This window comes from Vasconcelosia minhoensis LEGE 07310 (assembly GCF_015207255.1).
In the GTDB taxonomy this organism is placed as follows: Bacteria; Cyanobacteriota; Cyanobacteriia; order Phormidesmidales; family Phormidesmidaceae; genus Vasconcelosia; species Vasconcelosia minhoensis.
In genome coordinates this window covers 54,730-67,761 of the sequence record NZ_JADEXG010000006.1, presented here as the reverse complement: position 1 = coordinate 67,761, position 13,032 = coordinate 54,730, and the positions used below count along the sequence as shown (strand labels likewise).

Here is a 13,032-nt window from a genome sequence, read left to right as displayed (position 1 = left end):
CTGACGGGTTATCGTCATGTCTATGCAAACCGCCGAATTAATGCGATGGCAGAGAAACTCATTTTGAATTTTTCGACTGGTGATGTGGAGCTGTTTAGCCAGGCCAGCCGCGATCGCAATCCGCTCCACCTATCGGCCGACTACGCCCGGAAAACGCCCTACGCCCAGCCGGTCGTCTTCGGCATATTAGGTGCCCTGTTCTGTTTTGGGTACCTGCCCGACCGACCCGGATACCAGCTCTGTAAGCTTAAGCTAGAGTTTCCTGGGCCGCTGTTCGCGAATATTGACTATGGGCTGGAAATTTCGGATCAGGGTGAGAAAGCGATCGCGAAAATCTACGACGGCAGACGCCTGCTGCTAAAGCTCGTGGCTCAGTTTCGGCCCGGTTCACCCGTGGCGAATAGCCTACTCGCTAACTCGGCCTCGAATCCTGAAGTCCCCTTCCGCTCGGCGGCCGCTCAGTCTGACTCGGCTGACTGGGCAGCCGGGAAGCGTCTGAGCGGCAGCTATAGTCCTGCTCACAAAGCATTTCAAACGCTCATGGCGCGGATGAATGCGGCCAAGAAAGGATTGGGCGAAGTCCAAGCTGCGGCACTGCTCGGGTGTAGCTATCTGATTGGGATGGAGCTACCCGGACAGCAGGCGCTGTTTTCTAAGCTATCGCTCGATTTTTCAGCTTGTCCTCAGAAGCTAGACAGCCCGCTAGAATACGAGCTTGAGATTGCTGACTTTGACCTCAGGTTTAATTTACTCCGACTCAATGTGGGCTTTACTCAAGCCGCAGCCCCCTTTGCCTCAGGCGAACTCCGCGCCTTTGTGCGCTCGGATTCTCCGGTGAGTACGGTAGCGGCGATCGCGCAGCGTCTGCCGACTTCTAGCCAGTTAGCGGGGAAGGTCGCTTTGGTGACGGGGGCGAGTCGAGGGTTGGGAAGCGCGATCGCGCAGGCTTTAGCTTTTCAAGGCTGCACGGTTCTGGCTAATTTCCACAGAAGCCAGCCTGAGGCCGAAGCGCTAGCGCAAAGCGTTGCCAATACGGCGGGTCAGATTATCCTGATGCAGGGAGATGCCAGCGATCTGGCCTGGTGCCAGTCTGCCAGGGCCAAAATTGAGCAGACCTGGGGCAGACTAGACATTCTGGTGTGTAATGCCTGTCCGGCAATTTTACCGCTCTGGCTAGAACCTTCAGCGATTGAGCGTGTCAACGACTACGTCAGCCGCAGTCTGGCGCTGATGAGCGTGCCTATGTCCGGGCTGCTGGGCCTGGTTCCTTCAGGTGGGCGAACCGTCGTTCTATCCTCTGTCGTAGCGGTTGATTCGCCTCCATCCGACTGGCCCCACTACGTCAGTGCCAAATGTGCGATTGAGGGGCTGACCCGGGTTGCCGCAGTAGAGTATCCCCAGGTCGGTTTCCTGATGGTGCGTCCTCCCAAGCTGCTGACTGACCAGATGAATACGCCTTTGGGACGAGAAGGTGCGCTGTCTACCGAATTGGTGTCCGCGAAAATTGTAGAGCGACTTGCTCAGCCGCTTGAGGCTGGCAGGGCTGCTATTCTATCGGATTTTGCCCCTAGCTGATGCGCTCTAAGCGGTTTCCAGACCTGCTGATTCTGGCAGACCCAGCATGATATTCAGGTTCTGCACCGCTGCTCCCGATGCCCCCTTACCCAAGTTGTCGAGCCGAGCAATGAGCAACGCCTCCTGGCTTTCGTCATTTGCAAAGACAAAGAGCTGAACCTGGTTGGTCTGATTGGCAGTCTTCGCCTCTAAAAAGGTGCCGTCGCGGAGAACGCTAGGCTCGCTGTAGGGCGCAACCTGCACAAACGGTTCTGCCTGGTAGTGCTGAGCCAGCGTATCGTGGATTTTCTGACCTGTCGGCGGACTGTCCAATGTCCACAGCGGTAGCGGAATCTGTACTACCATGCCCTGCTTAAAGTCGCCGACCGCAGGGACAAAGACAGGCGTATGGCTGAGTCCGGTATACTGCTGCATTTCTTTCACATGCTTGTGGCCAAAGCTGAGGCCGTAGGGGCTATAGGGCTGAATCGACTCAGTCCCAGCTGCTTCCGCATGGAAACTCTCGTACTGGTCAATTAGCTTATTTCCGCCACCGGAATAGCCTGAAATCGCATTCACCGTCACGGGAAAATCGGTCGGGATCAGGCCTGCCGAGACCAGTGGAGACAGGCAGGCGATGAAGCCAGTGGGATAGCAGCCCGGATTGCTGACCCGGCTGGCCGACGCAATTTTAGAACGCTGGTCCGCCGTCAGTTCGGGAAATCCATACACCCAGTCATCAGCGGTACGATGGGCCGTACTAGCATCGAGGAGCTTGACCGATGGCTGAGTTACCCAGCTGACCGCCTCGCGGGCGGCGGCATCGGGCAGGCAAAGAATGGCTACATCGGCGGCATTCAAGAGCTTAGCGCGCTCAGCTGGGTCTTTACGATGGGCTGGGTCAATACTGATCAGGTCAATATCGCTGCGCTGGGAGAGGCGGGTATAAATCTGTAGCCCAGTCGTGCCGGCTTCACCATCGATGAAAACCTTGGGATTGCCCATCACTATGTCCTCCTGCCATTTGCCCTATCGTAGCGGACAGCTGGGGCCGGAGAAAAATTCAGGCGTAGGGATTCTGCCTTTAGCGATTGGCCGCTGAGGGGGTGGAAGATTTCTGAGTGGCCGCGGCATACTCTGCCGAACCTACCAGGAAAAGCTGCTTAGCCGCTTTAGGCTTGACTGGTTTTTTAGCGTCGGGATAGTAACGCTTAAACGCCGTTAACAGTCCTTCAATCACCTGGTGGTCCTGATCGGTGTCTAGCCGCAGCTCGACCAGGCGCTCAGGCACGATCGCGATAGAGCACTGTCGCTGCGATCCCGGGCCGCTGCCGATGGTGCTATGGCAGTACGGCCTGGTGACAATATCGCAGCTTGAGCAGATCTATGACTGGCTAGAGACAGCCTAACTTCAGATCTGGCTAGCGGCTGAGCAGAACCCGGTGGGCGGCAGCTAGTCCGCTGCCGGGGCTGAATCGCTCGTATCCTAGCTCCTGCAGGGTGGCTTCGAGCGCGCTGACGGCGGCGAGAATGTCGCGATCGCAAACAAAGCCCAGGTGCCCAATCCGAAATAGCTTGCCCTTGAGGTGGTCTTGCCCTCCCGCCAGGGCAATGTCAAAACGCTTTTTCATCACGGCTCGAATCTGCTCGGCATCGACGCCGTCAGGCAAAATCGACGTTACTGCTGGGCTAGCGCAGTCATCGCCGGCAAACAGGGGCAGGTTCAACGCCTTAGCGGCGGCTCGGGTTGCCTGTTTATGCCGCTCGTGGCGGGCAAAAATAGCCTCTAACCCTTCCGCTTTCATCATTTCCAAAGCGGTGTGCAAGCCAAAGTAAAGGTTAACCGGTGGCGTGAATGGCGTGCTGTTTTTAGCTGCGGTCTTGCGATACTTGCCTAGATCGAAATAAAACTTGGGGATCGTGGCCTGTTCGTAGGCTTCCCAAGCTTTCGGACTGACGGCGATAAAGCCCAGACCTGGGGGAATCATAAAGCCTTTTTGAGAGCCAGTGGCCACAACGTCTAGGCCCAGCTCGTCTACAGGGAGGTTGTATGCGCCCAGGCTAGTCACAGCATCGACGATAATCAGCGCCTGGCCGTGGGCCTTGACGTGCCGGTTAATCGTTTCAATATCATTCAGGACGCCGGTTGAGGTTTCGCTATGGGTGACGATTGCGGCTTTGATCTGAGGATTGCTCTCCAGCGCTGTCCGAAACGCTTCGGTATCGAGCGGCTGGCCCCAGTCTGCGGCAATCACCTGGACGTCTAAACCAAAGGCTTTGGCAATTTGGACCCAGCGATCGCCAAATTTACCATTGCTGCCCACCAGGACTTTATCGCCTGGGCTCAGAAAGTTGATGATCCCGGCTTCTACAGCGCCAGTGCCGCTCGCTGCTACCGTTAAAACATCATGCTGGGTTTGAAAGAGCCACTTGAGGTGGTGGTTGACCGTTTCAATAATTTGAGAAAATTCGCTGCTGCGGTGGCCGATGGGATGCTTTGCCATCGCCAGCAGCACTTTCTCAGGCACCGGAGTCGGCCCTGGGATCATCAGCATTTGCTTATCGTCCATGAGATTCGCCTGAATATTCAACTGAGGGGTGCATTCTTCAGAATGGCATAACTTGCTATCGGTGATCCGATTTTTTCAGAGTCTCCTAAGGTAGGAGTCAAGCACCTGCATAGTACCGTTTGTCCGGGGAATGCCACTATGAGTCAGACTGCGACGCTAAAGCCGCTGCCAGCCATACCCATAACTTCTGAGAACTTTCAACCCTTTGGCCAGGTGATCTGGCCTCAGCCTGACAGTAAATCGTACGACCTCAACGATGCCCAGCTCCGGTTAGAGGCCGGGACACCCCGCTTTTATCTGATGCATCTAAGCCCGAATGGCCGGCGGTTTCATACGATTACCCGACACCGCCGCTGTACCCAGTGCTTAGGATCGCTAAAAGGCCGTCACTGGTGGCTTGCCGTCGCTCCACCCAAGGACTCAGATCAGCCAGAACCAGAGGATATTCAGATATTTCAAATTCCGGGCGACTGCTTCGTCAAGCTCGCGCTAGGCACCTGGCATGCGGGTCCCTACTTTGAGGGTGAACCGGCCAGTTTTTATAACCTGGAGCTCAGCGATACGAATATCATCGATCACCAAACCTGTGATTTGATAGAGACCTACGGGTTAGAATTTCAAATCCTGTAACGGAAAGACAATGCCAAAATACGTCCTGTGGGGCAGCTACTGTGACAATGCCCTAGAAAAAAGAACGCCCTACCGGGAAGCCCATCTAAAGGGGCTGAAAACCCAAAAAGACCGGGGCATTCTCCAAGCGCTAGGGCCGACGGTTGACAATACTAGGGTCTTTGGGATCTACCAGGCTGAGGATAAAGCAGCCGTCCAGCAGCTGATCGAAGCCGACCCCTATTGGCAAAACGGCATCTGGACAGACTATGCGGTCTATGAATGGAATCAGGTCTTTTGAGCAGGCTCTGAGCCGTTCACTGCCTGCGGGCAGCACCTGTCTATAGATTTCATAAATTCAGCGGCTTATCTTGCAGCAGCAGTTCGCGAATGACCTCGGCATGACTGCTAGATTCTTCAGCTTGCTGTCGGTAGGTTTTCGATGCACTCGGTCGCCCTCGATTCTCTTCGTCACGGGCCATTGCATGGCATAGCATGGCCCGCTCTTCGAGCGTCCGCATGGCCTCCCAAAGCGCCTGTTCTAAAGCGGCATCTTGGCTAGCGGCTAAGGCTTTGGCGGTAAAGCCGTGACCCATGTGGCAACGATAGCGACGCACTTTGTCAGTGTCAATTTGCCACAGTGGCCCGTTACATTCTGGACAGCTATAGGGTACGAGATGCCCTAACCGGTTTTCGCTCGCAATATCGCTCATCGTATGCTCGGCAATTCTGGCTTCGGTGATAATGTCACTGGGGATCTCCGAGATCGGCTGGGCGGGTTTATGGACCAGTTCTGTCAGGGTTTTCCCTAGCCGGGATAGCGGCAGCTGATAGTCCACCTCAACGGCTGCTAGCGCGTTTTTCGGCATGTCTGGATGGAGCGCGTCTGCGGGGTCTTGCACAATAGCCGTACCGCCACAGCGCTTGACTGCCAGCAGCCCAGAGGTGCCGTCGTCGAGATACCCGGTGAGCACTACGCCGATCACTCGGGACTGGTACGCGATCGCGGCTGAGCGAAACAGCGGATCGATAGCCGGGCGATGGCGATTTTCCCGAGGGCCTCGATGTAAACAAACGCGCCCTGGCTTAACCAGCAGGTGATAGTCAGGTGGAGCTACGTAGATATGCCCCAGCCGAATTGGCTCGTCGTCTTCTGCGGTCTTAGCCGTCAGCGGGCCTGCCCGGTCGAGAATGTGACCCAGCTGACTGGGCGGCTCGGTTGGAATATGAATTACCACAAACAGCGCTGCCGGAAGGTCGGCTGGCAGCAGGGCAACCAGCTTCTGTAACGCTTCGACTCCGCCTGCCGAAGCGCCGATCACAACCAGGTCACAGTTTTGAGTAGAAGAAGATAGAGTTTGCATGGAAGATTAGGATCCTATGTTCTCGGCCTGCTAGCCGCTCAGCAAGGCTTCAACAAACTCGTAGCTCGAGAAGGGACGCAAATCCTCAATGCCCTCACCCGCGCCAATAAAGCGGATGGGCAAGCCGAGCTGCTGCACCACCGCCAGGGCAACGCCGCCGCGAGCGGTGCCGTCTAGCTTGGTGAGGACGACGCCGCTGAGCTGGGCTGCCTCAGAAAAGACCTGAGCCTGGCGCAGGCCGTTCTGTCCGAGGGTGGCATCCAGCACCAGCAGGGATTGGACATCGGCATCGGGGGCCTTTTTGTCAATAATGCGGCGAACTTTGGAGAGTTCGTCCATTAGGTTCTTTTTATTCTGCAAACGCCCGGCGGTGTCGATTAGCAATAGCTCTGTTTGGCGCGATCGCGCCGCACTAATCGCATCAAAGACCACCGCTGCCGGGTCGGTGTTCTTCCCAGGGTTAGCAATCACCTCCACATCGCTGCGCTGACCCCAGACCTTGACCTGCTCGACCGCAGCCGCGCGGAAGGTATCTGCCGCTGCAATCAGGCAGCTAAAGCCGGATTTTTTAGCGATATGGGCAATCTTGCCAATCGTCGTGGTTTTGCCTGCGCCGTTGACGCCGGTCATCAGCCAGATGCTCAGGGTGTCTTTTTGAGGCGTGAAGGTAAGATTGTGCTCGCCCTGCAGCGGCGCGTCGAGCATGTCGCGTAGCAGCGACTTGAGGTACTGGATGGCCTGCTCGGGCGGCAGCGTCTCCTGGCGCAATTGCGTTTGGAGAGACTCAATAATATAGTCTGTAGCGGCGACGCCGACATCGGCCTGCAACAGCAGTGACTCGATTTCCATCACCGCTTCGTCATTCAGCGGTCCCTGGCCGACGATTGAGCGCAGCTGGTTGACTAGACCCCGGCGGGTTTTGTCCAATCCCTGGCGCAGCTTGTTGAGCCAGGTAATTTCTTCGACGGAAATTTGGTCGGGTCTGCGACCCTGAGCAGCGAGGACTTCTGCCGACCAGAGGAAGGCATCGTCGAGGTCTATGTCGAGGACGGGGGCTGCTGCCGGTTCCGGTTCGGGCTCGGGTTCGGGTGCCGGTTCGGCAATCGCGGTCGCCTCTAGCCGCTCCAGTCGCGCCTCACGCTCGGCCTGGGCCTGCGCCCAGAAAGGGCGAGGAGCCGCTTCAGCGCTGGCTGGCTCTGCCTGTGACGATTCATCTGGTGCTGCTGCTGTTTCAGGAACTGCTTCGGTAACGGTTGCTGCGGTAGGGGTTATTTCCTCTGGCTCAGACCTGTTTGCTTCAGCTACATCTGCTTCGGCTACAGCGGGCTCTGTCGCGGGTTCTTCTATTGCCGACTGATCCGCGATCGCGGGTTCGGCGGCTGTAGCAACCTCAGGCGTCTCGCTGGGGTCGGCTTCGTCAGCCGCTTCGGGCGGTGCCGCTGGAGATTCGGCTTCAGTCTGCACGGCAGGCGCTTCTATCGCTTCCGCGGACGCTGCCGGGGCTGATGTGGCTTCTGAAACGGCCTCTGGGTCAGCTTCTGGGACGACCTGCGGTTCGGCGGTAGCCGCCTGCCGTTTCTGAATATTTTGGTAGGCGGCTTTAGCCCACTTGAGCCGTTCCTCCGCGCTTAGAGCCGCTGGATCGGACTCAGACGGGCTAGATTCATCCGCTTCAGCCCTTTCTGAGGTCTCCTGCGCTTTTGAAGGGGACGGTTCCGCAGGTTCTTCATATTTACGCCGAAACCAGTTGAAAGGTGCCATTGCCGATTTTCCAAGCTAACTTATAGGTCTCAAAGGTGAGCTAGACCAAGCTACCTAAGAGTTTACCTTGTCTGCCTTGTCTGCTGTGCCTGCCGCCAGACCGCGTCGCTGTTCATCCAGCCGCTCGGTCAGCCGTCGCATAACGCCATTGATAAATCGGTACCCCTCATCATCGCTGTACCGCTTCGCCATTTTGATTGCTTCGTCAATGGCGACGCGCTTGGGAACGCCCAGGTAGAGAATGTCAATGGTGGCAATGCGGAGCATGTCGCGGTCAATCCGAGCCAGCCGCCGCACGTTCCAGCCCACCATGGCCGCATCCAGCTGGGCGTCGATCTCGCTGAGGCTTTGGCTCCAGTGGGTCAGTAGCTGGCGGGCATAGGTCTGCACTTCGGTTTGGTTAGCCAGCTGAATGAACGCGGGCAGTTCCAAAGTCGTCCCCAGGCGATTGATCGCGGTCTGTGTCAGCTCAATCGCTTCGTTTACCATGGCTCGGGCACTGCTGACCTCACTCGCGCGGGTTTCGCTTTCTAACAGCTGCCGACTGCCGCGCTGAAGTTCGCCAGAGGCAACCTCTAGGGCTTCTTTAGCATCGCTGCTCAGGGTTTGAATTGCCGCGTTGAGCAGCTTGTCCAGGGTCTGCGATCGCACCGCCAAATTTTTCTCCAGCTCCCGGTCACCGCCGGCCCGGCTATGATCAGACAGCTGACTCATCCCTAGCAGGGCGAGTTCACGAGCGATACTGCGGGACTCCATAAAATTCGGGGCTGATAGAACTTAGCTATCTTAGCAGTCTGGTTTGGGTAACGAGAGCATACGCCAGAGCCAGGTTATCTGGGATCTTTTAGGACCCTATTGTCCGTCTGTGCGCTAGCGACGGGCTCTGCCGGAGCCGGTGAGGCTGAATCAGCTGCTAAATCGGAATCAAGTTCAGCGTCTAATTCGTGAACTTCAGATGCTGTATCAGAGTCTGGCTCAGGGTTGAAAGCTGCATCAGCAACAGAGTCGGGACCTAGCTCAAGATTTAGCTCATGGACTTCAGTCGCTGAATTTTCGCTGTGTAAAACCGCTTGGATACGCTCGGCTGGGATAGCTGAAGCGAGGTCGGGACCAACAATGCCGCCGGAAAGTAGTACTTTGAACGCTTCCTCAATCGAAATTGACAGGTTGATCACATCGCTCTCGGGAATCACCGCATACCAGCCGCTGGTCGGGTTGGGCGTGGTAGGGATAAAAACGCTCAGCATTTTGTTGGGCTGGGTGGTAGTCATGGCCCCGGTGACAAACGCGATCGCCCATAGCCCCCGACGCGGATATTCCACCAAAATCACCCGCCGAAACCGGGTTTTAGAATCTTGCAGGACGGTTTGCAGCAGCTGCTGCAGCGTTTTGTAGACCGAGCCCGCCAGCGGAATCGACTGCAAAATGCGCTCGCCCAGATCCAGCAGCCAGCGACCGGCAATATTCCGCGCCATCAGGCCAATTAGCAGAATGGACAGCAGCGGTACGGCAAACCCAATCCCCAGGTTGATCAGCGCGATAAAGAAGGGGTTTAAACCTGTGAACGGATTGAGCTGCTTGGGAAACTTCGTTAGAAACCGGATTACCCAAGTCGCGATCGTAATCGTCAGCCAGATTGTGGTTGCTAGCGGAATGATGACTAGCAAACCCGCAATCAGGTCGTTCTTCAAATCTTGTTTGAAATTTTGCAGCACCTGTTATCCACCCCTGATCGTCGGATTTAGCCGTTGGGTTGTCGCTATCCGCTCGCCGTCGCCTTCATCCTAGATACTTTACATTCTAAAGGCAATCCGGTATTGGCTGTAACCATGAACAGCTCATCGGGGATCGCCGATCGGGCTGTTCTAGATGCCGAGAATGTATTTGGCTAGATTTAGGTAGATCAGGACGCCTAGAACATCGACGACGGTAGTGATGAATGGGGCCGACATCAGGGCCGGGTCGAAGCCGATGGTCTGAAACAGGAAGGGTAAGGCCGCTCCCGCGCTGGAGGCCAGGATCGAAATTGCCACCAGGCTAGAGCCGACAATAACCGCCACGGCTAGGTTTCCCTGGAGAAAATAGGCCCAGACCGTGACTACTACTCCCAGCATAAAGCCGAGGAAGGCACCCGCGATCGCTTCTCGCCGAATCACCTGAAGGGCATTGCGCAGCTTTAGCTCAGCCGTATTCAAACCGCGAATGACGACAGTTGAGGACTGAGCGCCAACGTTGCCGCCGGTGCCAATCAGCAGCGGAATAAAAGCTGCGAGTACCACCACCTGCTGCAAAACCGCTTCCTGACTGCTGATGATGGCCGCCGTTACCGTATTCGTCACCAGCAAAACCGACAGCCAGACCACCCGCTTTCGCGCTACGGCCAGCAAATTGGTCTGAAAGTAGTTGTCGCCGCCCGACTGGACGCCGCCCAGAGCGTAGATATCCTTAGTCGCTTCTTCTTCTAAAATGTCGATCACGTCATCGACCGTGATGATCCCCACCAGCCGCTCTTCCGTATCGACCACCGGCACCGCCAAAAAGTCATACCGCTGAATCAGCCGGGCTACTTCCTCCTGGTCGGTATCGGTCTGGACGGAAATTACCTCGCGGGTCATCAGTTCGCCAATCGTCTGGTCTGGTCGGCCAATCACCAGCATCCGCAGCGAAAGAATGCCGGTCAGCCGCCGGGCCGCATTGGTGACGTAGAGGTAGTAGACGGTTTCACTGGCGTTGGCCATCGCCCGGATCTGGGTGAGGGCACGTTCAACCGTCCAGTTCTCTTTAAGCGAAATATATTCGGGCGTCATCGCCCGCCCGGCGGTGCCCGACCCGTAGCCTAGCAGCAGAGCGGTGGCCCGGCGCTCCTGCGGGCTCAGCTGCTCAATCAGCCGCCGCACCACCTTGGCGGGCAGTTCGTCAAACAGGCGGGCGCGGTCATCGGGCGACATCTGCTCGACGATGTCTTGCAACTCCTGCCGCTTAAATTCTTCGATCAGCGCCTGCTGAACGCTGGAGTCCAGATTTTCGTAAACTTCAATCGCCTCGGCTTTGGAGAGCAGCCGAAAGGCCATCGCCTGCATCGTTTCGGGCAGCCCTTCGATTGCCTCGGCAATATCGGCAGGCTGCACCGGCACCAGCAGCGCCTTGGCTCCTGGAAAATTATTTTGCTCCAGCATCGCTTCTAGCTGCGATCGCACCAGTTCTTGCAGCTCGTTGCGATTGAAGGTTTGGGGCCTGGCGATGTCAGATTCAGTCGTATCGGTCAAAGCTCAGTCCTAATCAGCACAGTCCGTTTCCAGTCTAGTCGGCAGACAGGCTTATAGATAGCAGAGTCTCTACTCAGAGGGGACAAAACCTCAAGAACTTGACCAAAACTTTAAAGCAAGCCGATTGAGCATTCAGCCGTCGGAGTCTGTAGGCAGCTCGCTACCAACGACGGCTCATCGCTTTGAAGTCAAGACAGACTGAAACCTAATTCAAGGATTCTAGATAATCTCGAACGCGGTTGCGACGCTTGGGCTGACGCAGCTTTTGCAGCGCTTTGGATTCAATCTGGCGGACTCGCTCGCGTGAAAGGTCCAATGCCCGACCGATTTCTGCCAAAGAGTAGGGTACGCCGTCGCCCAGGCCAAACCGCAGCCGGATTACTTCCTGTTCACGGTCCGTCAAGTCTGTCAGCAGCTGGTGCAGATCGCGACTCAGCGCTTCGCGCATGAGCGTTTCTTCGGGAGAAACCGCCTCTGTTTCCAGCAGGTCGCCCAGCTCAGTATCGCGATCCTGACCCACCTTAGTTTCGAGCGAAACGGAGCGGGGCACCTTGAGCAGCACTTCGCGCACCTGGGGCACGGTCATGTCCAGCTCTAGAGCAATATCTTCAACCTTGGCGGTGCGACCTTTTTCCTGAGAAATCTTGCGCTGGGCTTTTTTGATTTTGTTCAGCTTTTCGGTAATGTGCACCGGCAGGCGGATGGTGCGGCTCTGGGTTGCGATCGCGCGGGTAATCCCCTGGCGGATCCACCAGTAGGCATAGGTGCTGAAGCGATAGCCCTTAGTCGGGTCGAACTTTTCGACGGCGCGCTCCAGGCCCAATGTACCTTCCTGAATTAAGTCCAGCAGCTCCAGGCCGCGATTCTGATATTTCTTGGCAACTGAGACCACCAGCCGCAGGTTAGCCTTGATCATATGCTCTTTCGCCCGCAGGCCGTTGGCCTTAGCCTGATCGAGCTCAGCCACGGAAAGATCGGTAAGCTCAGCCCATTCCCGCTTGCCCTGAGCCAGAATCGGCTTGAGTTCAGCGATGGGAACCTCAGCCACCCGCGCCCAGCGCTCCAGGGAAGGCCGATGGCCAAGCTGAGCCGTCAGCTGATCGCAGGTATCAAGCAAGCGCACATAGATCTGGAGAATCCCCCCCTTTTCCGCTTCGGTCTGACGGCGGTTGAGTAGCTCAATGTACTGCTGCACATACTGCGCCTCAGCGACTTCTTCGTCTCGCTGCAGCAGGCTGACCCGGCCAATTTCCTGGAGGTAGAGCCGCACCAAATCTGTCGTCTGGCGCGGGATTGGCTTTGCCTCGGAGCTGTCGGACCCGTCTGAGTCATCATCTGAACCTATTAGCGATTGAATTTCAAAATCGCTGGGTTCCCCATCCTCATCGCCAGGCTGATGGGCGGCTTCCGTCAGGGCGGCAGACGCGACACTGCTGTCTTCTTCGGCACTGGGATAGTAGGACGTCGCTTTCATAGGGTTTATGGATAGCTTCAAGGGGGTATTAGACTTCTAATTGGGGTTATTGTGCCCAGTCCCGAACCTAGGAAAACAGGAATGTTCAGGATATCGCTAACTATCTGTCCAATCACACAGTCTGCTGCGTAGAGTGGCTTCAGCGTAGAAGCACTGATTTCCTGACGCAGAAAATGCGGATTTGGGCTCGATTGACGACTGTCTAATCGATACCTATAAGCAAATCTCAGTTCGAAAAAAACGTTCGAGCAGCTATTCCAGGTTTCTCACTGGCACAAGGCTGGAAACCGCCAGAGTATCTGTCTAAAAAACTTTGGAAAATCAGCTCAAAAAGCTTTCTGAATAAGGAAAATGCTGCTTTCTGTAGCCCTGATTTAAAGCCGGAAGGTGGCCCTCAAACTTGAAAAAAAGCAGGTGATTTAGCCGCCGCCAAA

At 56.3% G+C, this 13,032-nt stretch carries 11 protein-coding genes and 2 pseudogenes; 4 read left to right on the top strand and 9 right to left on the bottom strand.

The window, feature by feature from the left end; all coding sequences use genetic code 11:
• Positions 1–45 precede the first annotated feature (45 nt).
• On the top strand, positions 46–1,575 hold the full coding sequence (locus IQ241_RS26135) for an SDR family NAD(P)-dependent oxidoreductase (protein ID WP_193905156.1): 1,530 nt from the start codon (positions 46–48) through the stop codon (positions 1,573–1,575).
• Between the two features lie 6 nt (positions 1,576–1,581).
• Here IQ241_RS26135 and argC read toward each other — a convergent pair whose 3' ends face one another.
• Together argC and IQ241_RS04165 are read right to left on the bottom strand one after the other, a co-directional pair.
• Positions 1,582–2,559, bottom strand: coding sequence for an N-acetyl-gamma-glutamyl-phosphate reductase (gene argC / locus IQ241_RS04170; RefSeq protein WP_193905155.1), 978 nt, complete (start codon positions 2,557–2,559; stop codon positions 1,582–1,584).
• A gap of 79 nt (positions 2,560–2,638) precedes the next feature.
• A complete protein-coding gene (locus IQ241_RS04165; RefSeq protein ID WP_193905205.1) occupies positions 2,639–2,845 on the bottom strand; it encodes a hypothetical protein in 207 nt (68 codons plus the stop codon).
• A gap of 19 nt (positions 2,846–2,864) precedes the next feature.
• Between IQ241_RS04165 and IQ241_RS26325 the strand changes: the two are divergent.
• Positions 2,865–2,963, top strand: a pseudogene (locus tag IQ241_RS26325) (DUF2949 domain-containing protein); the annotation flags it as partial.
• 12 nt (positions 2,964–2,975) lie between these two features.
• Here the strand turns inward: IQ241_RS26325 and IQ241_RS04155 are convergent.
• Positions 2,976–4,124 carry a pyridoxal-phosphate-dependent aminotransferase family protein gene (locus IQ241_RS04155; RefSeq protein WP_193905153.1) on the bottom strand — a complete coding sequence of 383 codons (1,149 nt, stop codon included), beginning with the start codon at positions 4,122–4,124 and terminating at the stop codon, positions 2,976–2,978.
• Positions 4,125–4,262: 138 nt separating this feature from the next.
• Here IQ241_RS04155 and IQ241_RS04150 point away from each other — a divergent pair, with 138 nt between their 5' ends.
• Positions 4,263–4,754, top strand: coding sequence for an ureidoglycolate lyase (locus IQ241_RS04150; RefSeq protein WP_193905152.1), 492 nt, complete (start codon positions 4,263–4,265; stop codon positions 4,752–4,754).
• Positions 4,755–4,764: 10 nt separating this feature from the next.
• Positions 4,765–5,034, top strand: a complete 270-nt coding sequence (locus tag IQ241_RS04145; RefSeq protein WP_193905151.1) for a YciI family protein — start codon at positions 4,765–4,767, stop codon at positions 5,032–5,034.
• A 49-nt stretch (positions 5,035–5,083) separates the two neighbouring features.
• Here IQ241_RS04145 and IQ241_RS04140 read toward each other — a convergent pair whose 3' ends face one another.
• The 6 genes and pseudogenes from IQ241_RS04140 to sigC form a co-directional block, all read right to left on the bottom strand.
• Positions 5,084–6,097 carry a chemotaxis protein CheB gene (locus tag IQ241_RS04140; protein WP_193905150.1) on the bottom strand — a complete coding sequence of 338 codons (1,014 nt, stop codon included), beginning with the start codon at positions 6,095–6,097 and terminating at the stop codon, positions 5,084–5,086.
• A gap of 30 nt (positions 6,098–6,127) precedes the next feature.
• Positions 6,128–7,858 carry a signal recognition particle-docking protein FtsY gene (gene ftsY / locus IQ241_RS04135; protein ID WP_193905149.1) on the bottom strand — a complete coding sequence of 577 codons (1,731 nt, stop codon included), beginning with the start codon at positions 7,856–7,858 and terminating at the stop codon, positions 6,128–6,130.
• Between the two features lie 54 nt (positions 7,859–7,912).
• A complete protein-coding gene (gene nusB / locus IQ241_RS04130; RefSeq protein ID WP_193905148.1) occupies positions 7,913–8,614 on the bottom strand; it encodes a transcription antitermination factor NusB in 702 nt (233 codons plus the stop codon).
• Between the two features lie 326 nt (positions 8,615–8,940).
• Positions 8,941–9,573: pseudogene (locus tag IQ241_RS04125) on the bottom strand (DUF502 domain-containing protein); the annotation flags it as partial.
• A gap of 150 nt (positions 9,574–9,723) precedes the next feature.
• The gene (gene mgtE / locus IQ241_RS04120) at positions 9,724–11,124 is read right to left on the bottom strand and encodes a magnesium transporter (protein WP_193905147.1); all 1,401 of its coding nucleotides are present in this window, start codon (positions 11,122–11,124) and stop codon (positions 9,724–9,726) included.
• Positions 11,125–11,329: 205 nt separating this feature from the next.
• Positions 11,330–12,598: an RNA polymerase sigma factor SigC gene (sigC, locus tag IQ241_RS04115; RefSeq protein WP_228021367.1), complete on the bottom strand. Its 1,269-nt coding sequence runs from the start codon at positions 12,596–12,598 to the stop codon at positions 11,330–11,332.
• Positions 12,599–13,032: the final 434 nt, after the last annotated feature.